Source organism: uncultured Pelagimonas sp. (assembly GCF_947498515.1).
In the GTDB taxonomy this organism is placed as follows: domain Bacteria; phylum Pseudomonadota; class Alphaproteobacteria; order Rhodobacterales; family Rhodobacteraceae; genus Pelagimonas.
This window is the reverse complement of record NZ_CANMKO010000002.1, coordinates 356,409-382,507: the sequence shown is the minus strand read 5'-3', so window position 1 is coordinate 382,507 and position 26,099 is coordinate 356,409. Positions and strand designations below refer to the sequence as shown.

The 26,099-nt window shown below is 56.9% G+C and carries 24 protein-coding genes; 15 read left to right on the top strand and 9 right to left on the bottom strand.

Annotation, left to right across the window (positions count from 1 at the left end):
* The first annotated feature begins 66 nt into the window (after positions 1-66).
* Positions 67-465 (top strand): DUF6314 family protein, encoded by a 399-nt coding sequence (locus Q1A43_RS05295; protein ID WP_299933224.1) that lies wholly within the window; start codon positions 67-69, stop codon positions 463-465.
* Positions 466-593: 128 nt separating this feature from the next.
* A complete protein-coding gene (locus Q1A43_RS05290) occupies positions 594-1,904 on the top strand; it encodes a DUF3422 family protein (RefSeq protein ID WP_299933223.1) in 1,311 nt (436 codons plus the stop codon).
* Between the two features lie 124 nt (positions 1,905-2,028).
* On the opposite strand, the gene Q1A43_RS05285 is transcribed toward Q1A43_RS05290, so the two are convergent.
* The 5 genes from Q1A43_RS05285 to Q1A43_RS05265 form a co-directional block, all read right to left on the bottom strand.
* Positions 2,029-3,078, bottom strand: a complete 1,050-nt coding sequence (locus Q1A43_RS05285) for a YeeE/YedE family protein (RefSeq protein ID WP_299933222.1) — start codon at positions 3,076-3,078, stop codon at positions 2,029-2,031.
* Positions 3,079-3,286: 208 nt separating this feature from the next.
* Positions 3,287-3,679: a GFA family protein gene (locus tag Q1A43_RS05280; protein WP_299933221.1), complete on the bottom strand. Its 393-nt coding sequence runs from the start codon at positions 3,677-3,679 to the stop codon at positions 3,287-3,289.
* 142 nt (positions 3,680-3,821) lie between these two features.
* A complete protein-coding gene (locus Q1A43_RS05275; protein ID WP_299925026.1) occupies positions 3,822-4,790 on the bottom strand; it encodes an ABC transporter permease in 969 nt (322 codons plus the stop codon).
* On the bottom strand, positions 4,783-5,790 hold the full coding sequence (locus Q1A43_RS05270; RefSeq protein WP_299925023.1) for an ABC transporter permease: 1,008 nt from the start codon (positions 5,788-5,790) through the stop codon (positions 4,783-4,785). Before Q1A43_RS05270 ends, Q1A43_RS05275 begins: the two co-directional genes overlap by 8 nt.
* 123 nt (positions 5,791-5,913) lie before the next feature.
* Positions 5,914-7,611 carry a peptide ABC transporter substrate-binding protein gene (locus Q1A43_RS05265; RefSeq protein WP_299933219.1) on the bottom strand — a complete coding sequence of 566 codons (1,698 nt, stop codon included), beginning with the start codon at positions 7,609-7,611 and terminating at the stop codon, positions 5,914-5,916.
* 280 nt (positions 7,612-7,891) lie between these two features.
* Here Q1A43_RS05265 and Q1A43_RS05260 point away from each other — a divergent pair, with 280 nt between their 5' ends.
* The 4 genes from Q1A43_RS05260 (at position 7,892) to Q1A43_RS05245 (ending at position 13,250) form a co-directional block, all read left to right on the top strand.
* Positions 7,892-9,736 carry an ABC transporter ATP-binding protein gene (locus Q1A43_RS05260; protein ID WP_299933217.1) on the top strand — a complete coding sequence of 615 codons (1,845 nt, stop codon included), beginning with the start codon at positions 7,892-7,894 and terminating at the stop codon, positions 9,734-9,736.
* Between the two features lie 43 nt (positions 9,737-9,779).
* Positions 9,780-10,685, top strand: a complete 906-nt coding sequence (locus Q1A43_RS05255; RefSeq protein ID WP_299933215.1) for an endonuclease/exonuclease/phosphatase family protein — start codon at positions 9,780-9,782, stop codon at positions 10,683-10,685.
* Positions 10,686-10,755: 70 nt separating this feature from the next.
* Positions 10,756-11,913 (top strand): acetylornithine deacetylase, encoded by a 1,158-nt coding sequence (argE, locus tag Q1A43_RS05250; RefSeq protein WP_299933213.1) that lies wholly within the window; start codon positions 10,756-10,758, stop codon positions 11,911-11,913.
* A 173-nt stretch (positions 11,914-12,086) separates the two neighbouring features.
* Positions 12,087-13,250 (top strand): M20 aminoacylase family protein, encoded by a 1,164-nt coding sequence (locus tag Q1A43_RS05245; protein ID WP_299925010.1) that lies wholly within the window; start codon positions 12,087-12,089, stop codon positions 13,248-13,250.
* Positions 13,251-13,333: 83 nt separating this feature from the next.
* Here Q1A43_RS05245 and rsgA read toward each other — a convergent pair whose 3' ends face one another.
* On the bottom strand, positions 13,334-14,362 hold the full coding sequence (rsgA, locus tag Q1A43_RS05240) for a ribosome small subunit-dependent GTPase A (protein ID WP_299933211.1): 1,029 nt from the start codon (positions 14,360-14,362) through the stop codon (positions 13,334-13,336).
* 241 nt (positions 14,363-14,603) lie between these two features.
* On the opposite strand from rsgA, the gene Q1A43_RS05235 reads away from it, so the two are divergent.
* From Q1A43_RS05235 to mltG, 3 genes are all read left to right on the top strand, one after another.
* Entirely contained in the window at positions 14,604-15,404 is an 801-nt protein-coding gene (locus Q1A43_RS05235) for a glycosyl transferase (RefSeq protein WP_299925004.1), read from the top strand.
* Between the two features lie 247 nt (positions 15,405-15,651).
* Positions 15,652-16,914, top strand: coding sequence for a beta-ketoacyl-ACP synthase II (fabF, locus tag Q1A43_RS05230; protein ID WP_299933210.1), 1,263 nt, complete (start codon positions 15,652-15,654; stop codon positions 16,912-16,914).
* A 6-nt stretch (positions 16,915-16,920) separates the two neighbouring features.
* Positions 16,921-18,072, top strand: coding sequence for an endolytic transglycosylase MltG (gene mltG / locus Q1A43_RS05225; RefSeq protein WP_299933209.1), 1,152 nt, complete (start codon positions 16,921-16,923; stop codon positions 18,070-18,072).
* A 76-nt stretch (positions 18,073-18,148) separates the two neighbouring features.
* Here the strand turns inward: mltG and Q1A43_RS05220 are convergent, their stop codons facing one another.
* The 3 genes from Q1A43_RS05220 to soxR are packed head-to-tail and all read right to left on the bottom strand — an operon-like array spanning position 18,149 to position 19,650.
* Positions 18,149-18,832 carry an alpha/beta hydrolase gene (locus Q1A43_RS05220; protein ID WP_299933208.1) on the bottom strand — a complete coding sequence of 228 codons (684 nt, stop codon included), beginning with the start codon at positions 18,830-18,832 and terminating at the stop codon, positions 18,149-18,151.
* The gene (locus tag Q1A43_RS05215) at positions 18,829-19,173 is read right to left on the bottom strand and encodes an MmcQ/YjbR family DNA-binding protein (protein ID WP_299933207.1); all 345 of its coding nucleotides are present in this window, start codon (positions 19,171-19,173) and stop codon (positions 18,829-18,831) included. The genes Q1A43_RS05220 and Q1A43_RS05215 overlap by 4 nt, the downstream gene beginning before the upstream one ends.
* A 24-nt stretch (positions 19,174-19,197) precedes the next feature.
* Complete coding sequence (soxR, locus tag Q1A43_RS05210; RefSeq protein WP_299933206.1) at positions 19,198-19,650, bottom strand: redox-sensitive transcriptional activator SoxR; 453 nt, start codon at positions 19,648-19,650, stop codon at positions 19,198-19,200.
* 87 nt (positions 19,651-19,737) lie between these two features.
* Here soxR and Q1A43_RS05205 point away from each other — a divergent pair, with 87 nt between their 5' ends.
* The 6 genes from Q1A43_RS05205 to Q1A43_RS05180 all read left to right on the top strand — a co-directional run bounded on the left by Q1A43_RS05205 (position 19,738) and on the right by Q1A43_RS05180 (position 26,061).
* A complete protein-coding gene (locus tag Q1A43_RS05205; protein WP_299933205.1) occupies positions 19,738-20,118 on the top strand; it encodes a VOC family protein in 381 nt (126 codons plus the stop codon).
* A gap of 166 nt (positions 20,119-20,284) precedes the next feature.
* Entirely contained in the window at positions 20,285-21,160 is an 876-nt protein-coding gene (locus tag Q1A43_RS05200; protein ID WP_299933204.1) for a DMT family transporter, read from the top strand.
* A gap of 189 nt (positions 21,161-21,349) precedes the next feature.
* Positions 21,350-22,783 (top strand): cysteine--tRNA ligase, encoded by a 1,434-nt coding sequence (gene cysS, locus Q1A43_RS05195; protein WP_299933203.1) that lies wholly within the window; start codon positions 21,350-21,352, stop codon positions 22,781-22,783.
* A 163-nt stretch (positions 22,784-22,946) separates the two neighbouring features.
* On the top strand, positions 22,947-24,563 hold the full coding sequence (cimA, locus tag Q1A43_RS05190) for a citramalate synthase (protein WP_299924977.1): 1,617 nt from the start codon (positions 22,947-22,949) through the stop codon (positions 24,561-24,563).
* A complete protein-coding gene (locus Q1A43_RS05185) occupies positions 24,560-25,282 on the top strand; it encodes a class I SAM-dependent methyltransferase (protein ID WP_299933201.1) in 723 nt (240 codons plus the stop codon). The genes cimA and Q1A43_RS05185 overlap by 4 nt, the downstream gene beginning before the upstream one ends.
* On the top strand, positions 25,279-26,061 hold the full coding sequence (locus Q1A43_RS05180; RefSeq protein WP_299933199.1) for a squalene/phytoene synthase family protein: 783 nt from the start codon (positions 25,279-25,281) through the stop codon (positions 26,059-26,061). The genes Q1A43_RS05185 and Q1A43_RS05180 overlap by 4 nt, the downstream gene beginning before the upstream one ends.
* The last annotated feature ends 38 nt before the right edge of the window (positions 26,062-26,099 follow it).

The following is a 26,099-nucleotide window of genomic DNA, read 5'->3' as shown; positions in this document are numbered from 1 at the left end:
AAAGTTTTAAGCAAGGTGACTTTACGTCAAAAAGCGGCAATTCCCTTTGGGAAAAGGTATAGGTTTTTGAGGCAGTTAAGCGATTTTCTTGGCGTTTGGTCCCTTGAGCGGGACATCCGGCAAGCGGACGGATCACAAGCGCATTTTGAGGGAACCGCCCGTTGGGATGCGGATGATGACGGCGCCAATTATCTCGAGATGGGGCAATTGGTCATGCCGGGACAAGGGCAGTTCCGATCAGAGCGCCGCTATCGCTGGGGCAATGATCTGCGGGTCTATTTTGACGATGGTCGCTACTTTCATTCGGTACCCGCGGACGGCGGCGAGAGCGCGCATTGGTGTGATCCGGACCAATATGATGCCTCTTATGATTTTGGCCAATGGCCGAATTGGTCGTGCCAATGGGCGGTTCGCGGCCCGCGCAAAGACTATGTAATGACAAGCCGTTACCGGCCTTTGCGGTGATTGTGCTAAGGTACATCAAAGATGCGGTATACAATTGTATTCCTGTAAGATGTTGAAATAAAACAAATTCCTTCTTTACAAGCCCGCGCGCTCTGCGCATGTTCCGCCAAACTGCAAAGGTTGCGCCCATGCCCCCGATCCAAGACCATCCGCTGCGTTTCAAACTGGCCAACGAACTGCACGCCCGGCCGTTCCCCTCGCTCAGCGCGCCGTGTCGGGCGATCTATTTGGCCATCAAACAGCCAAAGGATGCCGCATCACGGGACCGGTCTCAGGATTTGGTCCATTTGGTTGCATTGCTTGACCGATACGGGGCGGCCCATCCGCAACCGGGCGCGACGCATTACTCCGGGCAAATCGGCCAGCATATGTTGAAATGGGAACAGCATACCGAGTTTGTGACCTATACGGTTTTTCTATCCGGGCTGGGCGAAAAGCCGTTTGATCCCAGTGATTTTGACGTGTTCCCAAGCGATTGGTTGATGGATGCGCCCGGCGTGCGTGTGACTTCGGCGATGCTGCGCATTGCGTCGCGCGTGCCCGACAAGGACATCGACAAACACTTGTCGGATTGGTTTGTTCCCGAAAGCCTTGCCGTTAGTCGGGTGCTTGATGACGATGCCGTGGTCGCCGGGGATTTCCGTATTGATCCGTCAGGGCATCAACGCTTTGCGGTGTTTGTGCGCGATAGCGTCGGTGAACGTCGCGCCGGGCGGATCGCGCAACGGCTGTGCGAGATCGAAACCTACAAGGCCATGTCGATGCTTGGCTTTACCCGTGTGCGCGATATCGGGCCACGGCTCGCCGAAATGGATGGTGAGTTGATGCGGCTCATGGAGTTGATGGCCAATGATGATGGTCAAGAAGAGGCGACGCTGCGCGCGCTTTTGCAAGTGTCGACCGAATTGGAAAGCCTCTCGGCGCGCACATCGTTTCGGATGGGGGCCAGCGGGGCTTATGAGGCTATTGTCCATCAACGGATCAAGGTGCTGCGCGAAGAACGTTACAAAGGCCGCCAGACCTTTGCCGAGTTTATGATGCGCCGCTATGATCCGGCGATGCGCACCGTCAAAAGCGCCGGTGTGCGATTGGACAGCATGGTGCAACGCGCCACCCGTGCCGCGGATTTGCTGCGCACACAGGTTGAGGTTGGGCGTTCGGCGCAGAACCAACAATTGCTGCACAGCATGAACCAACGCGCCGAGTTGCAATTGCGGTTGCAAGAAACCGTCGAAGGGCTTTCGGTGGTTGCGATCAGCTACTACGCCGTGTCCTTGGCGGGCTATCTTATGTACCCTTTGGCGGGCGCGGTTGGGCTCTCTAAGGGGATGATGACCGCGCTTTTGGTGTTGCCGGTTGTGGGGCTGGTGTGGTGGATGATCCGGCGCATCAAGCACAAGGTAGATGCGGGCGGGGATCAATCCGGGCCGGACATGTAACGGGTGGCTTTGGGTTTAGGTTTCTAGTGAAGCCGTGGCCTGGATGTTGGGGAAGGGGGCCAGCCCCCTGCGCGCCAAGGCGCGGACCCCCGGGATATTTAGGGAAAGAAGAAGCTTTGGCGGGTTACTCCGCGGGAACCGCCGCTGCTTGAGTGGAGCGGGACAGTGCTGCGTTTGTCGCCAAAGCCCCGGCTGTGATTGCCGCAAGTGTGAGCAGGGCGGCAACGGATAGCGTTGGAATACCGGAGAGACCGGCACCAATGGTGCACCCTCCCGCCAGCACGCCACCCAAGCCCATCAGAACCGCACCGGCCATATAGCGTAGGGTTTCGGGCGCATTGCCAAAGCTCTGCCAAGCCAAGCGACGACCGGCGGCGGCGGAGAGAAAACTCCCCAACAAGGTGCCGCCAATCAGGCCAAGGCCGAAGTTGGCAGGAATGGAGGAGGCGGCGACCGTCCAGAACAATGTGTCCGTCCAAGGCGAGGTGAAGGCGAGGCTTTCCATCGCGACTGGGTCGAAGTCATCATAAAGGATGTAGCCGGTTCCAACCCAGCCGAGCGGCACAAGCGCGCCGAGCAGAGCCGCGAGGATCAGGGTGGTTGGACGGTTGCCAGAGCGCAGGCCAATGGCCAGAGCGGCCAAGGCGATCACGCCGGACCAGACCAACGCCCCACCGGGAAGCGCGGCAAGACTAATAGCGTCGCCCATGTCATAGGTGATGCCGGTCAGAGCCGTACGCACCGGGGCCAAGGCCCCTTTGAGTGTCGCATGGGCGACGATGGCAAAGAGGACCAAAACGCCAAAGGCACGCAGGTTGCCAGTTGCGGACAGGACCGTCAGGCGCGAAGCACAGCCGCGTGTCAGGATCATCCCAGCGCCAAACATCGCCCCACCGATCAGGATCGCGACATAGGGGAGTTCGGAGGCCATGAAACGATGCTCATCAAAGGCAATCAGCTCGGCAGCAACGGCACCTTGGGTGCCGATGATGGCCACGGCAAGGGCGGTCATCCAAACACCCATCGCTTGTCTGCGATCTTCACCGACCAAACCGCGGCGAAAACAGAATTTGGTGCGCTCTGCCAACACGCCAAAAAGCGCCCCTAGGATCAAGGCGAAATAGACTGCAACCTGTGGTGCAGTCAGCTCTTCAAAGCCAAGCGATTCGAACATGACGGTCTCCGGGTTTGGAACAGCGTTCCGTTTGACGGTCAAAAATCGCTTTGGCAAGCGCCTTCCATGCACGCATTCGCATGTTTGTCGGGATGGAGTTCTGTTATTCTGGGTTTTTGCAGGAGGACTGTTCTGCGGTTGAGGTGTTGGCAAGGTCAAAGGTTTCGGTCTGGACGCAAGCGTAACCGCCTGCATCCTTATTTATCTGTCACCCCGGATGATGGGTGAATTGCGGTGCGTCATCGCCAATCGCCGACCACTCGGGTTTTTCGGAAGTGAACTCATGGAATTTGACCGGCAGGGTGATCTCGTCATCCAACACATGTGCCGAGATTGGAAAGCTTTCGTCATCTGACAGGATCTCACCAAGGCCCGTGCCGCAGATTTTACAAAAACATCGCCTGTATGTGTAGGCTTCAGTTGGTTCAAACACTGTTATCGCCTCACGGCCTTGCAAAAGCGTCAGATCGGCCTTTTTGACAAAGACAAGGTCACCAACCCCAAGTTTGCGACAGCGCGTGCAATGGCATTTGCCCAACATCGACGGTGGCGCGGCCAGCTCAATCTGAATGGCTCCGCAGCAACAACTTCCCTTGATCATAGTATCCTCCCACTAAATTTATGAAGAACAATAAGCGAACATTGGGGCGAGCTCCAGCCAAAAGGATGTCCATTGTCACTGGGAGAAGGGCAAAGAAAAGGGCGACCCAAGGGCCGCCCATATTCATCTATGTCAAGGGGTGTTAGCGTCCGCGAATGCGCGGGTCGAGCGCGTCGCGCAAGCCATCACCCAAGTAGTTCACCGATAGAACCGTCAAAGAAATCGCAATACCGGGGAGCAGAACCCGCTCGGGGTATTCCTCCATCCGCACCACAGCATCGGCGAGCATCTTGCCCCATGTGGGGAAGTCAGACGGGAAGCCAACGCCAAGGAAGCTGAGCGCGCTTTCGGTGATGATCGCCGTTGCCAGACCCAAAGCCGCCGACACCAGAATCGGCGACAGCACGTTGGGCAACAGGTGACGGCGGATGATCTTGCCGGGCAGGGTACCAATCGAGCGCGCCGCCAGAACAAACTCGCGCTCTTTGATCGCCAGAACATCACCACGCACAATCCGCGCGGTCGGCATCCAAGAGGTCACCGCGATAATCGATACGATCAGGATAAACATCCCGCCTTCGGGCCCAAAGGTCGACGTGAGCGGTTGTCGGAACAAGGTCACCGCCAGCAACAAGAGCGGCAATACCGGCAGCGCCAGAAACAAATCTGTGGTGCGCATCAGCAGGCCATCAAGCTTTTTGTAAAAGCCCGCAGCCACACCAATCGCGGTGCCAATCAGCAGAGACAGCACCATCGCCGCCCAGCCAACCGCCATCGACGCACGCCCACCCGAGAGGATTTGCGCCATTTGATCGCGGCCCAGTTGATCTGAACCCAATGGTTTGTTCCAACCAACTTTGGCATCACCATCCCAGATCGCCGTATAGATCGGGCGCATGTTCTTGTTGCGGATGTCGATCTTTTGCGGATCAGCATCCCACAGGAACGGGCCAATTAGCACGGCCAAAGTGATGAACATCAAGAAGCCAAGACCGAACATCGCGCCTTTGTGCTTTTTGAACTGGTCCCAGACATCTTTCCAACGGGACCGTGGCGGTTTGTCCGGGCCTTTGTCTTTCAGGGCTTCGATTGGGGCAATGGTCTCAGTCATAGCGGATCCTCGGGTCGAGCAGGCCGTAGAGGATGTCTGCAATCAGGTTGAAGAGCACGATGAGCACGGCAAAGATAAAGGTCAGGGTCATAACACCGGGAAGGTCGTTGGCAAAGAGCCAGGTCAACAACAGCTGGCCGATGCCGTTCACCTTGAACACGTTTTCGGTGATGATTGCGCCGCCAAAGATCGACGGAATACCAAGGGCAATCACGGTCACAACCGGGATCATGGAATTGCGCAGCACGTGGACAAGAACCACGGCGCTCTCGCTCAACCCCTTGGCGCGGGCGGTGCGCACGTAATCTTGGCCAAGGTTATCAAGCATCGAGGCACGCATGTAGCGGCTGAGCATCGCAGTGATCTGCAACGCAAGAACCATGACCGGCATGATCATCTGTTGCAGCTGTTCTTTGAAGCTTGCCCAATCATTGACCACATGGGTGGTGTCATAGATCGACGGGAACCATCCCAATTGCACCGAAAAGATCACAATCAGCAGCGGGCCGGTAAAGAACGGTGGGATAGAAAAGCCGATCATCGTCACAAAAGTCCCGGCCTGATCAAAGACCGAATACTGACGATAGGCCGAATAGATACCGATGGGCAGGGCGATCAGGATCGCAACCACATAGGCCACACCCACAACCCACAGGGTCTGGGGGATACGCTGGATTACGATGTCCATCACCGGCGACCGGGTCTGCCAGCTGATCACACGTTGTTTGCCTTCGGACCAATTGGTGCCGAACATGGCGTCAATGGCGACTTGCGGTTCGATCCAAAAGACCTGAACCAGCCATTTCCAGTATTGAACAAGGGCGGGTTCCCCCACACCAAGCGCTTCGCGCATCTTCTGTTTTACTTCTGGTGGGACAGTCAGCGGCACCTGGGCCATCGGGTCGCCCGGGGCCAGCTGGAGCAGCATGAAGATGACGAAACTGATGAACAGAAGCGTCGGAATAGATAGGAACAACCGCCTGATGGCATATGTCAGCATGCGGCGCCTCGGATCATAAGTTTCATTGGGATTTGGGTCCTTGCGAGAAGGGCGGGTGTGCACCAGCCCATCACTTGAAAACGAAAGCGGGTGCCGCAGTTTCCTGCGGCACCCAAAGTCGTATTACTTAATACGGTGCCAATCGGCAACGTTCCACAGTTCGCTGTCCCAAACGTTCAGCACAACACCACCCAAAGAGTTGGAGTGCGCCGAGAGACGGCCACGGTGAACGAGTGGGATCATCATACCTTGTTCAAAGGCGATGGTGCCCAGCTCTTTACCGATGCGCGAACGCTCGGCCATATCGGCGGTTGCCGACAGTTTGGCGTGCAAGGCGTCAAACTCTTCGGAGCAGAAGCGCGAGATGTTCTCACCCTGCCACTGGCTGTCTGGACGAGGAGCTTTGTCGCACAGGCCGTTGCCCAGGTAAGCCTGAGGATCGGTGCCGTTAAAGGTGTTGGCGTACATTTCAACGTCGGCATAGAACTTCTGGAAGGTGTCAGGCGAACCTGCATCCCCACCAAAGAAGACCGAACCGTCGATGTTGCGCAGTTCGACTTCCATGCCGATTTCGCCCCACCACTCTTTGATCAGAGCTTGGAAATCCTGACGCACGGCGTTGGTCGAGGTCTGGTACAGAATGCTGAGAGGCACACCGTCTTTTTCGCGGATGCCGTCACCATCGGTGTCGACGATACCTGCATCGTCGAGCATTTTGTTGGCACCTGCGATGTCCTGAACGTCACAGCCTTCAACGTCGATTGCGAATGCTTCTGGGGCCGGAACCCAAGAGCAAGATACGCGACCCGCTTGGCCGTAACCAACTTCGACCAGCAATGGGCGGTCGATGGCCATGGACATGGCTTTGTAAACCGCAGGATCGCTCAGGAACGGGTGAGGACGGATAACCGAGCGCTCATCCGGGCCCAAATCGGGCGATGGGTTGGTGTTGTTGAGCATGATGCGCTCAAGCAATGGGCCAAAGCCCGCAACCGGTGTGCCTTTGCCGCCTTCTTGCATTTTAGCAATTACGTCGGGTGCCAGCTGAAGGTTCCAAGCGTAGTCAAATTCGCCTGTTTCCATAACGGCCGTGCCCGATGCCGCCGCGGATCCGCCACCTTTAAAGGTCACTTTGGCGAAGGCTGGCTTGTCAGCCACGCGGTAGTTTTGGTTGGCGGACATGACGATCACGTCATTTGGCTTGAACTCATCAACCACAAACGGGCCAGTGCCGATTGGGTTAAAGTTCTGCTCGGTGCAGGTCGATGACGCGGCACCCAGGCAGGATGCAAACTGGGCTTTTTGCAGGATCGGGCTCTCGCCGCCGACAAAGGGGCCATATGGGTTGGGCGTTGGGCTTTCGAAGGTGATGACGACGGTGGTGTCGTCTGGTGTTTCAACCGATTTCACACCTTCGAATTTGGTCAACTGGGCGCAACCACCCTCTGGGTGCGAGCAATATTCGTAGGTAAACGCAACATCCGCCGAAGTGAAAGCAGACCCGTCAGACCATGTGATGCCGGGTGTCAGCTTCCAAGTGATCGACGTCAAATCTTCGCTTACGCCGCCATTGGCCACGGTAGGCACTTCGTTCACCAGCCAAGGGACCAGCTCGCCTTTTTCGTTATAGCGCGCCAGCGGTTCGATAATCATCGAAGCTGATTCCACGTCCTTGGTGCCGCCCGACAGGAACGGGTTCAATATCGACGGGGCCTGCCAATAAATGATTTTGACTTCGCCATCGCCGCCGCGTTCCGCGAATGCAGCAGGGGCCAGTGCGAACGATGCCGCGGCCCCAAGCATCAAAGACTTGAGTTTCATGTCACTCTCCATGTTGTTTGGGCAAGGTTCTTTGATGACCCTGTCCACATTGATTAATGGGTTCGAGATTGGCACCCTCCGAACGCAACCGCAAGCAATTGCCCAAAAAATATGCACAAACCGAACCCACACTACGCAACATCGAAAACAGAAGTCTGGCAAATTGCAAGGGCTGCGTTTGTGAAACGTATCGGCATCTGCGGAAAAAGTTTTGCAGGGGTTTACACTTTGTCGACACAGGCACTAGCCTTGGCACCCAAATGAAATTGGAGCGCTAACCATGCTTGATGCAGCCCCCGAGGCCACCAACACAGGTCCTATCGCCCGCATAGAAAAACTGCGGGTTGAGTTTCAAACTAAGGACGGACCTGTCCTTGGGGTCGAGGATGTTTCGTTTGAAGTCGGGTCGGGCGAAACCGTCTGTGTTGTTGGCGAATCGGGGTCCGGAAAATCGGTTTCCTCGCTGTCTTTGATGCGATTGGTTGAATATGGCGGTGGTGAAATTTCAGGCGGTCGCCTGCTTTTTGATCGCCGTGAGGGCGGGGTTATCGACCTGACCGAGGTCGACCAAGACAAAATGCGGGGGATTCGCGGCGACGAGATCGGGATGATCTTTCAAGAACCGATGACCGCGCTGAACCCGGTGTTCACCGTTGGCCGCCAATTGACCGAAGGGTTGCGCGTGCATCGTGGCATGAGCAAAGCTCAGGCCACCGAACGCGCGCTCGAACTTTTGCGCGAAGTACGCATCCCTGAGCCCGAGCGTCGTCTAACCCAATATCCGCACGAACTGTCGGGGGGTATGCGACAGCGGGTGGTGATTGCCATGGCCATGGCCTGTAAACCGCGCCTGTTGATCGCGGATGAACCGACCACGGCCCTAGACGTGACCATTCAGGCGGAAATATTGGCACTGATGGACCGGTTGAAACGCGAAACCGGCACGGCGGTGATGTTCATCACCCATGATATGGCGGTTGTGGCGCAAATGGCCGACCGTGTGGTTGTCATGTTCCGCGGCAACAAGGTCGAAGAGGGCACCGTCGAAGAAATCTTCGAAAACCCCCAGCATCCATATACTCAAGCGCTCTTGGCAGCGGTTCCCAAGCTTGGTGAAATGACCGGCAAAGACCTTCCCGAACCGATGCGTCTTGTCGGCCAAGAGGATCACAACCCGGTGCCGATCAAAGGCAGCGATGAGGTGATCCTGACGGTCAAAAACCTGACGACGCGCTTTCCGGTCAAGGGTGGGTTCTTCCGACGCACCGTCGCCAATGTCCACGCGGTCGAAGATCTGTCGTTCACTATCAACAAAGGTCAAACATTAAGCCTCGTTGGCGAATCTGGCTGTGGCAAATCAACTGCCGGCCGTTCGATCCTGCGTCTGGTGGAGCCGCAGTCGGGTCAAGTTGAGTTTGATTGCTGTGATGTGATGTCCTTGGACGCCAAGGAATTGCACACCGTCCGGCAAGACATGCAGATGATCTTCCAAGACCCCTTTGCCTCGCTCAATCCACAAATGGTGTTGATGGATCAAATCACCGAGCCGCTTTTGAACTATGGTTCATATGACAAAAGTGAATTGCATGACCGCGTCGCCAATCTGTTTGATCGGGTGGAACTGCCGCGCAGCTTTATGCGCCGCTATCCGCACGAATTGTCTGGTGGTCAACGCCAGCGGATCGCCATTGCGCGCGCTTTGGCGCTCAACCCGAAACTGATCGTCGCCGACGAAGCAGTGTCGGCGCTTGATGTTTCGGTTCAGGCACAGGTCATCAATCTGATGATGGAACTGCAGCAGGAGCTCGGCCTTGGCTATCTCTTTATCAGCCACGATATGGCGGTTGTCGAACGGGTGAGCCACCACGTTGGCGTCATGTATTTGGGTCGGATCGTTGAACTAGGGCCGCGCCGCGCGGTGTTCGAAGACCCGCAACACCCCTATACCAAAGCTCTGATGAGCGCGGTTCCGATTGCTGATCCTCGCAAGCGCAAAACCGAAAAAGACCTCAACTTCAAACCGATCCCATCGCCAATTCATCCCGTTGGCTATGAACCCGGCCCCTCGGAATACAAAGAGGTCAGCCCGGGCCACAAAGTCTTGATTTCAGATAGCGGGTATTGAATATTTGGCTGCCGGACATCCTCGGCGGCCAAAGGTATTTTAGATGACATACATTGGAAAAGTCAGACACGTCCTCGCCTGTCTGGCTTTTTCCTGTGTGCTCTTGGGCTGTGCCGCCAACACTCCCACACCTATTCCACCGCCCAAATCGGACGCAGCTTTGCGCATCGCGTCGCACAATGTGCATTTCATCCGGCTTGATCGCGCCACTGGTCCATGGTCGCGGGCCGATTGGGACCGGCGCAAAGGGGCCTTGGACGCAACGTTCAAGGCCTTGGATGCGGATATCATTGCCTTTCAGGAAATGGTGAGCATAACCGATGGCCCGGACCGCTCGCTAAACCTTGCGCGCGATGCGCTTTTGGCCCGGAATCCGGAATACGGCGTCGCAGGAAGCGGCGATTGGCGGGTCTTCCCAACGCGGCAACCGATCTTTTATCGCAAAGATCACATCTCGGTCTTGGATCAAGGGTGGTTCTATTTTGATGATCCCGCCGAAGTCGCCCGTGAACAACATCTCAAAGAATTTTGGATATACTATTGTTCTTGGGCGACATTTCGCGACGCGTCGGGGCGGGTCTTTCACGTTTACAACGTCCACTTCCACTACAGCGACCCGGACAAACGGGAACAGGCAGCGCGCATTCTAACCGACAAAATCGCCCCCATCCTAAAGCGCGGCGACCCGATTTTTGTGGTGGGAGACACCAACGCATTGGAGGATGGCCGCACGGTTCAAACGCTTCGCAAGGCGGGTTTGAAAATCCTTGAAACGGTGGGGGCGACCTTTCATTTCAATGCCGGGCTTGGCCTTTACGGCGCGATTGATCGCATCGGAACAACACCCCAGATCCAACAGCTTGGCGGGCCTTGGATTGTCCGTCAACAATATGGCGGCGGCTGGCCCTCCGATCATTATCCGGTGGTTGCGGATTTTCGATTACCGTAACCCAATCCGCCCCGTGACACGGCTGGGCAAAGGCGTAAGGTGGCCGCAATTCAGGCAAAAAGGGATGCCCATGGCCCAAACACTTAGCCCGCGCGCCATTTTGGAACGGCTTGTCGCCTTTCCCACGGTCAGCAGCGACAGCAACCTTGATTTGATCGATTGGGTCGAAACCTATCTGCAAGGCCACGGCATCACCTGTCATCGCCACTGGAATGACGATGGCGACAAGGCGGCGTTATTTGCGCATGTCGGGCCTGAGATTGCGGGGGGCGTTGTGTTGTCGGGCCATACCGACGTTGTCCCGGTTGAGGGGCAAGATTGGGTCACGGACCCGTACACGTTGGTTGAGCGCGACGGGCGTCTTTATGGGCGCGGTTCGACCGACATGAAGGGCTTTGATGCACTGGCGATTTGGGCCATGGTCGAGGCGCAGAAAAAGGGCGTCACCCGCCCGCTACAAATCGCGCTAAGCTTTGACGAGGAAATCGGTTGTACCGGGGCCGAAGGGTTGGCCAAGGCGATGCAGATTTTGCCCAAGGCCAGTGATGTGATCGTTGGCGAACCAACCGAGCTGCGCGCGGTGTTGGGCCACAAGGGCTTTGTTAGTTTTGATGTGCAAATGCAAGGGTTTGAAGTCCATAGTTCAATCCTGCAAACCGGGGTCAGCGCGATCATGTATGGTGCGAAACTGATCGAATGGTGCAATCAGGTCAACGATGCCCAAGCCGCCGCCACGCCCCAAGGTATGGCCGCGTTTTTTGACCCGCCTTACACCAATGTTCACGTCGGAATGATCACCGGTGGCACCGCCCATAACATCACCGCCAAGGATTGCCGCTTTGCGGTTGGGTTCCGGGTTGTGCCAGGCGAGAGCCTTGATCAATGGCGCGCAGCGTTCGAAGAGGCGCGGGCCAAGCTAGAGGCCACAATGCAAGCCGTGCGTCCAGAAACGGCGATTGTGGCGACGGAAATGTTTGACCTGCCGCCCTTTGCGCCAGAGGCCGATAACACCGCCGAACAATTGGTGCGCCAACTCACGGGCGACAATTCCGACGGTTTTGTCAGCTATGGAACCGAGGCCAGTCATTTTCAAAATGCCGGGTACAAGGTTGTCGTCTGTGGGCCGGGAAATATCGATGTGGCCCATCAACCCAATGAGTTCATCACAACGGCGCAGTTTGAAGAAGGGCAGAGGTTCATGGAGCGATTATTGGCGCGGCTAACTTAGCAATTTGTACAAAACCCGCTCCGAATTGTACAAATTGGCTGGACTGGTCTGATACCCTGACCACTTGCTTTGTTAAGCAAGGGCTGGCAGGGTGTCGTCATAGGCCACAATGGCCAGAGGGCCCTTGGGCCCCAAACCTCACCCTAATCGCTCACCCAATCATGGAGCCCTTCATGCCCGTTAAAAACCGTTTTGCCGAGTTGCAGGATGAAATCACCCTGTGGCGACGTGACATCCACGAGAACCCAGAGATCCTGTTTGACACGCATCGCACCTCGGCGCTGGTGGCGGACAAGCTCAAGGAGTTTGGCTGTGATGAGATCGTGACAGGCATCGGGCGCACCGGCGTGGTGGGTGTGATCAAAGGGCGGGAATCCGGTTCGGGCAAAGTGATTGGCCTGCGCGCCGATATGGATGCTCTGCCTATTCTTGAAGCGACCGGTTTGGATTATGCCTCCAAAACGCCGGGTGCGATGCATGCCTGTGGCCACGATGGCCACACGGCGATGCTGCTTGGGGCGGCGAAATACCTTTCTGAGACGCGCAACTTTGACGGCACAGTTGTTGTGATCTTTCAGCCCGCCGAAGAGGGTGGCGGTGGCGGCAAAGAGATGTGCGATGATGGCATGATGGACCGTTGGGACATCCAAGAGGTCTATGGCATGCACAACTGGCCGGGTCGCCCGGTTGGATCCTTTGCCATTCGTCCCGGTGCGTTTTTCGCGGCCACCGACACCTATGATATTACGTTCGAGGGCAAAGGCGGCCATGCGGCCAAGCCAAACGAGACCATCGACACCACCGTGATGAGCGCGCAGGCGGTCTTGGCGCTGCAAACCATCGCGTCGCGCAATGCCGACCCGGTGGATCAGGTAGTTGTTTCGGTGACTTCGTTTGAAACCTCGTCCAAAGCCTTCAATGTGATTCCGCAATCGGTGCAGATCAAAGGCACCGTGCGCACCATGTCCAAGGACATGCGTGACCTTGCTGAAAAGCGCATTAATGAGATTTGTCAGGGGGTTGCGGCCACATTCGGAGGCACCGTCGATGTGACCTATAACCGGGGCTATCCGGTCATGGTCAACCACGAGGTTCAAACCGAATTCGCCGCCGAAGTGGCGCGCTCTGTGTCGGGGGCCTGCGAAGACGCACCTCTGGTGATGGGCGGAGAAGACTTTGCCTTTATGCTCGAAGAGCGCCCCGGTGCCTATATTCTGGTTGGGAATGGCGACACCGCCGCCGTGCACCACCCAGAGTATAATTTTGACGACAATGCCATCCCGGCTGGCTGTAGCTGGTGGGCCGAAATCGTCGAACAGCGTATGCCGATTGCCTAAAACCGCTCCGGCTTTGGTACGGAAATTGAAAAGGCCGCTGGGATATCCCGGCGGCCTTTGGTTTTTTAAGAACGCCTTGGCGGCTATCGCCCCTTGCGCTTTTTCGATCCTTCCATGGTTTTCTTCACCATCTTTGAAAAGGATTTATTGCGGGCGCGTTGGCGGGCAATGCTTTCGGTATTGTACTCGTCTTCACGGAGCAGTTTGCGCCACCGGTTCAGCCGGTCTTCGTCAAGTTCGCCTTTGGAAATCGCCTTTTGAACCGCACAGCCCGGCTCGGCTTCATGGGCGCAATCGTTGAATTTGCATTCGGTCGCGAGAATTTCGATATCCTCAAAAACCGCGCTGATGCCGTCTTCCATTCCGGCCAATTGCAATTCGCGCATGCCGGGCGTGTCGATGAGCCAACCACCATAAGGTGTTGGCACAAGCGAGCGATGCGTGGTGGTGTGACGACCCCGGGCATCATCCTCGCGGATGTCCTGCGTTTCCGCATTCTCACCGGTCAATGAATTGCGCAGGGTGGTTTTTCCGACGCCTGAAGAGCCGATAAGCGCCAAGGTTTGGCCGTTCTTGCACCACGGGATCAGTTGCGCGACGTCGTCAGGGTCTTTGGCGTTCAAAGCAATGGCCGTGACCAGCGGCGAAATACGCTCGGCCTGACGTTGAAAATCGCGCGGATCGTCAACCCGGTCGGCCTTTGTCAACAAAACCAAAGGCATGGCCCCGGCGCTTGTGACCATGGCCAAATACCGTTCCAGCCGTGGCACGTTGAAATCGGCGTTACAGCTGGTGACGATGGCGATGGTGTCGATGTTGGCGGCGATGCGCTGTTGGTAATTGACGTGACCGGCGGCCTTGCGCGTGAGATTCGAAACCGGATCAAGGCGGTGCAGGGCTTTGACGCCATCGCACAGCAGCCAATCACCGACTGCATATTCGCCAGCAGACTCGATTGGGATCAGCGATTTTGTGCCGTCTTCTGTGAGCACCAAAAGCAAGTCGCGCTGGACCTCATAGATGCGGGCAGGGGTAAGCTCGCCCGTGTCTTCTGTGACTTGGCGTGCAAAGTGGTCCGACCATCCAAGGTCGGAAAGAGTAAAGTTAGTCAATGTCTTAGTCCCGTAAAGGCATGCGTAAACCCACCGCCGGATGGGCGGTTGGTAAGGCTTGCTCGGGTCAGCAGATTAGTGATCTGCGACCCGGAGGATGGATACAATCTCCAAAAAACCTCCGACACTCGGGTTGATGTTGGTGGTGAGGTAGCGATTTGAGCGCCCCGGGGCAAGGGGTTCTGGCAAATTGTCCCACCTGTTGTTATGGCGAAGACACGAACAAACGCCGGGAAATGAAATGAGCGATCCAGTCAATATCATGTGCATCAAATGGGGCACTCTGTTTGGGCCTGAATATGTGAACCGGCTCTATTCTGGTGTGCGTCGGAACATGTCACGCCCGGTGCGGTTTATTTGCATGACCGAAGAAACCGATGGGTTGCACCCTGATATTGAGGTGATCCCGCTGCCGGTCGAACCCTACTTGGAGCCGATGAACAAAGCGCTTGCGGTGGCGAACCGTCAAGGTGCGATGCGCAAGACGTCTTTGTTCAAACCCGGTTTGATCCCTGATCTCAAAGGGCCAGTGTTGGGGTTTGATTTGGACGTGGTGATCACCGGGTCACTGGACGAGATCCACGACCTTGCTCCGGGGACAATCGCCATGCGCCACGATTGGGTAGAGGCACGCAAGGGCCGCCCAACCGGACACGGATCGGTGTTTCGATTTGATCCAGCGGCGCATCCGTTCTTGTATAATGATCTTGCCGCCAACCCCTATGAAGAGGTGGAAAAGGCGCGTGGATCGGAGCAACGATATACCTCGCACAAGGCGATGGACAACGGTGTTTTTACTTATATTCCCGGTGATTGGGTGGTGTCGTTCAAGTATGACTGCAACCCGTTTCCGATGAATTACTTGCGCGCCGCGACGTTACCCGAAGCGGCCAAGGTGGTGTGTTTTCATGGCCGTCCCAAAATGCCGCAAGCGATCGAGGGCTACACTGGCTCGCTTATTCGATATGCCAAGCCCTGTGGCTGGTTGCAGGATCATTGGGTTGATCGAACACGTGACGATTTGGGCGCGCAGTGGGCGTGAGGCGAGGGGCAAATTCCATGCATGGAATTTGGGTGCTCTGACGTGAGCGGTGTCTGTGAGGCTGACGTTGTAGGGGCGGTGTCCCCTTTTGCGCCGAGCTGAGACTCCTCGGAGTTTGTTTGCAAGATTTAGAACCGACCCTATGTGGGGAAGGCAATGCTCCGCCATGATGGTTTGCGAACCCTTGCCCCTATGCGGGCAGACAGGGTAAGAGCGGGGCGAGAGAGATTGAGGAAAGGACGTTCGCATGGCGCGTCGAGTAGTAGTAACAGGGCTAGGACTGGTCACTCCGCTGGCATGTGGGGTCGAAGAAACATGGTCACGCCTGTTGGACGGACAATCAGGTGCGGGCACAATCACCAAGTTTGATGCCAACCACCTTGCCACCAATTACGCCTGTGAAGTGCCTTATGGCGATGGCAGCGACGGCACATTTAATCCGGCGGATTGGCTCGACAAAAAAGAGCAACGCAAGGTTGATGAGTTCATCTTGTTTGGTGTTGCGGCGGCCATTCAGGCGGTCAAGGATTCCGGTTGGGAGCCTGAGACCGACGAAGCGCGTGAGCGCACCGGTGTTATGATTGGCTCGGGTATTGGTGGTTTGAATTCGATCGCCGATACAGCCGTTTTGATCAAGGAACGTGGACCGCGCCGCGTATCGCCGTTCTTTATTCCCGGCGCTTTGATCAACCTGATTTCGGGCAATGTATCGATCAAATTCGGATTTAGAGGGCCAAACCATGCGGTTGTCACCGCCTGTTCAACCGGGGCCCATGCCATTGGCGATGCGGCGCGTTTGATCAAATATGGTGACGCGGATGTTATGGTTGCCGGTGGGGCCGAGGCCGCGATTGGCGAAATCGGCATTGCCGGGTTCAACGCTTGCAAGGCGCTGAGCACCAAACGTAGTGATGACCCTAAGGCCGCAAGCCGTCCCTATGATGCGGACCGCGATGGGTTTGTCATGGGCGAGGGGGCCGGTGTTGTTATTCTCGAAGAATACGAACACGCCAAGGCGCGCGGTGCCAAGATTTACGCAGAGGTCTGCGGGTACGGCTTGTCCGGCGATGCCTATCACATCACAGCGCCATCCGAGAATGGTGAAGGTGGTGAGCGCTCAATGCGGGCCGCTTTGAAAGATGCCGGTCTGGACGCGTCTTCTATTGACTACATCAACGCCCATGGCACATCGACCATGGCCGATACCATCGAGTTGGGCGCTGTTGAGCGTTTGATGGGGGATGCGGCCGCCAAGGCGACGATGTCGTCGACCAAATCCGCCACCGGGCACCTTTTGGGGGCTGCAGGCGCGATTGAGGCGATCTTCTCGATCTTGGCGATCCGCGATCAAGTCGCCCCGCCGACCTTGAACCTTGATAATCCTGCGGTTGAAACCCCACTGAACTTGGCCGCCAAGGCCAAGCATGAGCGGGAGATCACCTATGCCTTGTCCAACAGCTTTGGCTTTGGTGGCACCAATGCCTCGGTGATTTTCGGTAAGGTGGAGTAACCTCTGATGTGGCGGAGCCTCGCGTCTAATGCGATGACCTTTTTGGTTGTCGTGGTCTTTGTTCTTGCCGGCGTTCTGCTGTGGGGACAAAATCAATATAGTGCGCAAGGTCCGCTTGCTCAGGCAATTTGTGTTGAGGTGCCACGTGGCACCTCTATGCGCAAACTGTCTCAGACCCTCGAAGAGCGTGGGGCCATATCCAACGGCTCCATCTTTCGCCTTGGGGCAGATTACACCAAGAAAACCCAAGCGCTCAAAGCCGGTAGCTATCTGGTCAAACCCAATGCGTCGATGGCGGAGATCACCGATGTTGTGACCCGTGGCGGCGCGTCGACCTGTGGCACCGAAGTGGTTTACCGCATTGGCGTGACACGGGCCTCGGTGCAGGTCCGTGAGATCAATCCAGCAACGGGTCGCTACGAAGAGATGGCGGCGTTTAACCCCGCTGAGGATGACGACCCAGCTGCCTATACGGCGGTTCTAGAAAAGGCGGACACCCGGTACCGGATTGCTTTGGCCGAAGGCGTGACCAGCTGGCAGATCGTGAATGCGTTGAATGGCATCGATCTTTTGGAAGGCTCGGTAGAGCAGCCCGCCGAAGGGGCATTGGCCCCTGATAGCTATGAGTTCAGCCCGGGCGATAGCCGCGATAGCGTGATTTCCCGCATGGTGGATGCCCAAAAGCTCATCCTTGCCCAGGCTTGGGAAGGTCGGGCCAGCGGATTGCCCTATGAGACGCCGGAAGAAGCGTTGGTTATGGCATCCATCGTTGAGAAAGAAACCGGTGGCGATGGCGAACGTGGTCTTGTGGCCAGCGTCTTTGTGAACCGCCTCGAAAAGGGTATGCGTCTGCAAACCGACCCGACGGTGATCTATGGCATTACCAAAGGCGAAGGCACGTTGGGGCGCGGTTTACGACAGTCTGAACTACGCAAAGCGACCGCCTATAACACCTATGTGATTCCGGCCTTGCCGCCGACACCGATTGCCAACCCCGGTCGCGCGAGTATCGAAGCCGCGTTGAACCCGGAGCAATCGGATTTCATCTTCTTTGTCGCCAAGTCACTGGATCCGCGCGATGGTCACAATTTTGCGGTGACCTTGGATGAACACAACCGCAATGTCGCCGCCTATAGGGCGTTGGAGCGCGCCAATTAATCTGGGCGCGCTTAAATTCCGTGCACGGAATTTGCAAATTTCATCGATGAAATTTGGGTCCAGACGCGAGCTTTGGTCAAAGCCTTTCTAGGCTGCGTTTGAGGCATCCGTAGTGCCCGCACTCCGCTTGGATTGTCAGCGATGAATGGGGCAGGGCGCGATGCAACGCTTTGGCCATTGCAAGCGGGGCCCAGCGGTCCTTGGCCCCATGGATCAACGTGACCGGGCAGTGGACCAATGGCAAATGATGCGCCCAAGGTAACACATAGGCAGATAGTTCTCGCAGGTAGATTTGTTTGTGCGTGGTCAACCCTTCGGCCAATGCGCGCTTTACACCGGCGCTGGTGATCAACTGTGTCTCATCTAGGCCTGTGCCCCGCGCCAACATGCGCGCCATCATACCCGGTGAAACCCTTGCCAAAGTGGATTGAACGGCGGTCAACGCGCTGAGCTGCGCATGAGAGCGGGCGGCGCGAAACACTTGTGCCCCGGCCATATCTTGCAGGAAATCGCCAAGTTCCAAGGGGGCGGCGGCGGACATCAGGGTCAGCTTGGCAATCTTTTCGGGGGCCAACGCGGCCAGACGCAATGCACAGGCGGCCCCAAGGGAAAACCCGATCAAATGCAAAGGCCCACTTGGAAGAGACAGCGCCAATTGCGCAAAACTTGGTGCGTTTCGATCCAAAACCTCAATCTCTTGCACAGCCAGCGACAGCTCGGCCCCGGAACCGGGCAATCCGTGCAAATACAGAGGCCTCATGTGCCGGAAATCTCGCGTTGCAGCTTTTTGGTCAGGCCGGAAAACACGAGTCCGTAGGATGTTTCGATCCGGTCCCGCAATTCAGCTTTGGAAACAGCCGTCCAATCCACCCGCACCCAAGAGCGGTGGAAATAGGGGGCTTTGACGCCGCGCCCCATGTCGATCAAAAGTTGGGCATCTTCGATGGATGGCGTCTTCACCGATACGCCATCTTGGATCACGCCGATGCAGGCGAACATCTTGTCGCCGACCTTCCAAGCATCATGGCCACCGCCCCAAGGGTCGGACCACGTTGCCCCGGCAAGCCCCTGACAAATCTCATTTACCAATTCACGTGTCATGGGCACAGTGTGGACCGGTTTGACCTAGTCGTCCACAGTGTCGTCGATCACAAAGCGCGGCCCGGCACCGCGTTTGGCGGCGCGATCTTCGGCATTGTACAAGGCGCAGGTTTCCAGCGACAGGCACCCGCAGCCGATACAGCCATCAAGCCGATCGCGCAGACGTTGCATTTGCGCGATCCTCTCATCCAAGACTCGGCCAAATCGGCGCGACATGCGCGCCCAATCGGATTTATTGGGACCGCGCGATTGTGGCAGCGGCGCAAGCTGATCGCGAATGTCGGATAGGGGAAAGCCGAGTTGTTGGGCGATGAGGATGAATGACAGCCGCCGGATGTCCGTTCTGGCAAAGCGGCGTTGACCTGCATCATTGCGATAGGGATGGACAAGCCCCTCTGATTCGTAGTGCCGAATGGCCGACGTGGCGAGGCCAGTGCGTTCGGCTACATCGCCAATTGTTAAATCATGTCTCTTCATCTTGTTGTTTCCAAACGTTTCTTAGCTCTTGCCCTCAAGTGTACTTGAAGAATTATCCTGATGCCAGTTTTGAAATAGGAGGCAGCAATGCAAGCGAAACTGGAACATGTGAACATCACCGTCCCCGACGCCCGCGCCACGGCGCAATTCTTGCAAACACTCTTGGGTTGGGAGACCCGCTGGGAAGGCGCGGCGCTAAACGATGGATACACTGTGCACGTTGGGAACGAGAGGAGCTATCTGGCGCTTTATTCCCCCAAACCGGACCTCAAGGGGCAGGCCCCGCGCTATGATCACAGCGGCTCGCTCAACCATATTGGTATCGTTGTGGATGACTTAAAAGCGGTTGAGGATAAGGTCGCCGCGCTTGGGTATATCCCGCACAGTCACGCCGATTACGAACCAGGTCAGCGGTTCTATTTCGACGGACCCGATGGGGTGGAATACGAGATGGTCAGCTATGATTGATCTGTATCTCTGCCACACTCCACCCCGTCAAATCAGCTGCAGCTTTGTGCATCCGCGTCTGGCCTTGCCTTGTTTATGGCAGCGCCGCGCACGCCGACGTTAGACGCGCCGCTGATTTACAATAACGTAACTTGCCGCCGGGAGTGCGATCTGCGATCTCGGCGGTATGTTTGGTTTGTCCCAGTTTCACAAAGGCATTGCGCTGCGCCTTTTGGCAGCGCTGTTGATTACCGTGATGTCAGCGGCGGTGCATGGCGCGGCAAAAACGGTGCCGGTTGGGCAAATCATGTTCTGGCGCTCGGCTTTGGCGATTGTTCCGATCATCGCCTATCTGATTTACCTCGGACAGTTCCCACACGGATTGCGAACCAAACGGCCCGGATTGCATGTCACACGCTCGCTTTTCGGGGCGTTTTCGATGGTCTTGTCCTTTGTGTCCTTGGCCTATCTGCCTGTCGCCAATGCCCAAGCTTTGGCCTATCTCGCTCCGGTTCTAACGCTTCCCTTGGCGGCGCTTTTGCTCGGGGAACGTCTGACGATGGCAGTGATTATTGCCGTTGGGTTGGGCTTTGCCGGGGTGATTGCCCTGCTCTGGGAGGCCTTGGACCTGCAAGGGCAGGGCACCTTGATCGGGATCGCGGCGGGGCTTGGTTATGCGGCGACTATGGCCTTTGTCCGGGTGCATACCAAACGTATGACCGAAAGCGAAAGCAGTTCGGCCATTGCCTTTTACTTTGCCATTGTCGCGGCTCTAGCTGGTTTGGTGACGCTGCCCTTTGGCTGGATCAGTCTAAGCGCGGAGGCGTTTGGATGGTTGGTTTTGGCCGGTGCAAGTGGCGGTATCGGTCATATCGTGGCAAATGAGGCCGTGGCCCGCGCCCCGGTGAGCGCGCTTGCCCCCTTTGATTTCACGGGGATGGTTTGGGCACTGGGTCTCGATCTGGTGATCTTTGCGCAATTTCCCGGTGCCTTGGGCCTTGTTGGGGTGGCCTGTATCACCGGCGCGGCGCTTTTGGTGAGTTTTCGAGGCCAGCGGACTTGACCGCCACAATGTCATGCGGCACATATGGGGCATGAACAAAAGCAGCCCTCTCATTTGTTGCATTATTACCTGACATCGTCGGGTGCCTGAGATTGGGCCCGACATTGGCGGGCGCTCTTTTGTTTCGAACCTTCTATTTCTGAACCAGACTTGCTAAGCCCGCCGCGACCCCTGCTAAGGACGTGAGCCATGGACATTCAGCTAACCAACAGCAAAACCCGCAAAAAAGAGCGGTTTGAGCCGATCGACCCGAAAAACGTCCGGCTCTATCTCTGTGGTCCGACGGTCTATGACCGCGCGCATCTGGGCAATGCTCGGCCCGTATTGGTGTTTGATGTGCTGCAACGGTTGTTGCGCCATGTTTATGGGGATGATCACGTCACCTATGTGCGCAATTTCACCGACGTCGATGACAAGATCAACGCCACCGCAGTCGCGCGCAAAGAGGCCGGGGCAGAGGGCACGTTGGAAGAGCTTGTGCATGAGCGTTCGAGCGAGACCATTGAATGGTATCATCAGGATATGGATGCGCTTGGGGCGGCGCGGCCCGATCATGAGCCGCGCGCAACCGAATATATCGGCCAGATGATCGCGATGATTTCGGACCTGATTGCTAAGGATCACGCCTATGCCGCCGAGGGGCATGTGTTGTTCCGCGTGCGATCCTACAAGGATTACGGCGCGCTGTCGGGGCGCTCGGTTGATGATATGATCGCCGGGGCGCGGGTCGAAGTGGCCCCGTTCAAAGAAGACCCGATGGATTTTGTCCTATGGAAGCCTTCCACCGATGATCTACCCGGTTGGGAGAGCCCGTGGGGCCGGGGCCGTCCGGGGTGGCATATTGAATGCTCGGCGATGAGCTATGAGCTTTTGGGCCCGTCCTTTGACATTCACGGCGGCGGCAATGATCTGACATTCCCGCACCATGAGAATGAGATCGCGCAAAGCTGCTGTGCCCATCCTGACGCGGAATTCGCGCGGGTCTGGTTGCACAACGAGATGTTGCAGGTTGAGGGCAAGAAGATGTCCAAGTCCTTGGGCAACTTCTTTACGGTGCGCGATTTGCTGGAACGGGGCGTACCGGGTGAGGTGATCCGGTTCGTGATGCTGTCGACGCATTACCGCAAGCCGATGGATTGGACCGAGAAGAAGCGGACAGAGGCCGAGGCCACGCTTCGCAAGTGGCGTGCTGCAGTTGCTGATGTAAAACCTTCGACTCCCCACAAGGCTGTTCTTGCTGCAATGGCAGATGATTTAAATATCTCTCAAGCTATTTCCTTCCTCCATAAGCTTTTTTCTGTCGCTACCGGAGCGCTTCCTTTTGAAATGTATGATTTTGAAAAAAAGGTTTCGTTGTCTGATTTTCTCGCATCGGCGCAATTTTTAGGCCTGTTGACCGATGAATTGGGGGACTGGGCCAAGGCTCCGTCGTTTGATTTCACGGTATTGGCCGAGAAATTGGCTGCTGTTCGCACAACTGCCATGGAAAACAAAGACTTCTCCGAGGTGGACCTGATGAAAAAGGCCCTTATTGACGCCGGTGTTGAAGTGCGCATGTCAAAGGCCGGTGTTGAACTGATGCCAGGGCCGGGTTTCGATGCGGCGAAACTGGAGGGATTGTGATGCGATTTCTATTTTGTTCCGCCCGGCGTTTAGCCGGGCAGCCCCCGACCGCCCCCATGGGCGGGGGCTTCACCCCCACCCGCGGTCGAGGGCAGCCCTTTGTGATTTGCACTGACCCGCTTGATCAATTTGGGGCACGGACCTTGGTGGTAGGAGAGCACGCATGACCAAAGAAAAACTCTACCTCTACGACACCACCCTGCGGGATGGCCAACAAACCCAAGGTGTGCAGTTCTCAACCGAGGAAAAGCTGCGGATCTCTGCCGCCTTGGACGAATTGGGTGTGGATTACATCGAAGGGGGTTGGCCTGGGGCGAACCCGACCGACAGCGCCTTTTTCGACGATGCGCCCAAGACCCGCGCCATGATGACCGCCTTTGGCATGACCAAACGCGCCGGGCGATCCGCCGAGAATGACGATGTCTTGGCGGCTGTGTTGAACGCCGGAACCCAAGCGGTGTGTTTGGTTGGCAAAAGCCATGATTTCCACGTCACCACGGCGTTGGGTATCACGCTTGAGGAAAACCTAGACAACATCCGCGCTTCGATTGCCCATATCGTCGCGCAGGGACGCGAGGCGCTTTATGACGCCGAGCATTTCTTTGACGGTTACAAAGGCAATCCCGACTATGCGATCCAAGCATGCAAGGCCGCCTATGAGGCCGGGGCGCGCTGGGTTGTGCTATGTGACACCAATGGCGGGACGTTGCCGCATGAAATCGGGCAGATTGTGCGCGATGTGATTGCCGCTGGCATCCCCGGCGACCATCTGGGCATTCATACCCATAACGACACCGAAAATGCCGTTGGCGGCAGCTTGGCGGCGGTGGACGCCGGGGCGCGCCAAATCCAAGGCACGTTGAACGGCTTGGGGGAGCGGTGCGGCAATGCCAATTTAACCACGCTTATTCCGACGCTGCTGCTTAAGGAACCCTACGCCAGTAGCTATGACATCGGCGTCAAACGCGAAACGCTAGAAAGCTTGACGCGGATAAGCCGAATGCTGGATGAAATTCTCAACCGGGTGCCGATGAAACAGGCGGCTTATGTCGGGGCCTCGGCCTTTGCCCACAAGGCCGGATTGCACGCCAGCGCGATCCTGAAAAACCCAACGACCTATGAACACATTGACCCGAGCATTGTCGGTAATCGCCGCATTGTGCCGATGTCCAATCAGGCGGGGCAATCGAACCTGCGGCGACGTTTGGCCGAAGCGGGGCTTGAGGTGCCCAAGGATCATCCGGGCCTGAGCCTGATCCTTGATAAGGTCAAAGAACGCGAGGCGCAGGGCTATTCCTATGACACCGCGCAGGCGTCGTTTGAGATTTTGGCGCGGGATGTATTGGGGCGGATGCCTGACCTGTTTGAGGTCAAACGCTATCGGGTGTCGGTGGAGCGGCGCAAGAATAAGTACAACCAAATGGTGTCTCTCTCTGAGGCCGTTGTTGTCGTCAAAATCGGTGATGACAAAAAGCTTTCGGTCAGTGAAAGCATGGATGAATACGGAAGCGATCGCGGCCCGGTGAACGCCCTAGCCAAAGCGCTAGCCAAGGACCTTGGGCCCTATCAGGCGATGATCGACGACATGCGCTTGGTCGATTTCAAAGTGCGCATAACCCAAGGCGGCACGGCGGCGGTGACCCGCGTTATCATCGACAGCGAAGACGCACAGGGGCAACGTTGGGCCACCGTTGGGGTGAGCGCCAATATCGTCGATGCCTCGTTTGAGGCGCTGTTGGATGCGGTGCGCTGGAAGTTGGTGCGGGATGGAGCGCAATGAGCGATAGAAGCCCGTTTTTCATCCTACATAGCGACTTGCCGCGCGAAGGGCCGGGATGCCGCGCCGATCTCGACAAGGCCCTAAGCCACATCACTGTGCCCCAAAACGCTCGTATTCTTGATGCCGGCTGTGGTCCGGGGGCCGATATTGCCGGCCTTTTGGCCCATGCGCCACAGGGGCATGTCACGGCGGTTGATGGGCAGGCGCATTTTATTGCCAAAGTCACCGAAGGCTGGGGTCATGATGCGCGAGTCACGGCGATTGCCGGGGATATGTTGGATCAAACCGAGCCGTTTGATTTGATCTGGTCGGCAGGGGCTTTGTACTTCCTTGGCATCGAACGGGCTTTGGCAGAAATGGGCACGCGGTTAACTCAAGGCGGCGCTTTGGTGTTTTCCGAACTGGTCTATCTGGTTGATGATCCAGCGGAAGAATTGCGGATCGATTGCGAGGCCGAATATCCCGATATTGGCTCGATTGATCGTTTGAAAGACCGGGTGGTTGCAGCTGGATACCAGATCCGGGCGGCTTTTCCGGTGTCTGATGAGGCTTGGGAAGAATACTACACGCCAATGGATGCCCGCGTTGCCAAATTGCGGGATGGGGCCAGTGCGGAACTTGCCAAAGTGCTTGATGAGGGCGCGGCCGAAGCCGCGATTTGGCGCAAATACAAACGGCAATTTGGCTATGTACAGATTGTTGCGGTGAAAGAGACATGAGCGATCCGTTTCAGGACAATCCTGATCTCGTCGCCTGCGCCGCTTTGGTTGAAAAGGCCGATGCGGATCGGTTTCAGGCGGCAATGGCGGCCCCGGTGGCGGCGCGTGCGGTGTTGTTTCCGATCTATGCGTTCAACATCGAGGTGGCGCGTGCGCCATGGGCCAGCAAAGAAGAGTTGATTGCCAAGATGCGCCTGCAATGGTGGGTGGATGCCTTGGATGAGATCGAGGCCGGTGGGATTGTACGCCGTCATGAGGTGGTCACACCTTTGGCGATGATCTTGCAGGGCAAAGATATGAGCCGCCTCAAAGGCGCGGTTTCAGCGCGTGAGAAAGACCTTGAACGCGCGCCGTTTGAGGATTGGGATGCTTTGCACACCCATGTCGACCAGACAGCCGGGGCTTTGACGCTTGAGGCCGCGGCGGCATTGGGCGCACCCCCGGATATGTTCGATCGCATTGCGGTATGGGCGCGGGCGGCGGGCTTTGCGCGCTATTTACAGGCGGTTCCAGAATTGGTGGCGCGAGGGAAACTACCCCTTCCGGATGGGCGTCCTGAGGCGCTAGAGGATCAGGCCCGAAAGGTTTTGACGACCCTCAAGGGGGCCGGGGGCCTGCGCGGGTTGCACCGTGGGCTTGGCCCGGCGGGGGCGGCGGTGATGGAGTGTTGGCAGGCCAAGGCACTTTTGCAGGGAGTGGCCAAGGATCCCAATTCCGTTGCCGATGGGCGCGTACAGCTCAGCGAATTTTCGAAGCGATTGCGATTGCTGATCTTGTAGGGGCAGGACTTGTAGATCGTAGACATAGAAAGGCCGGG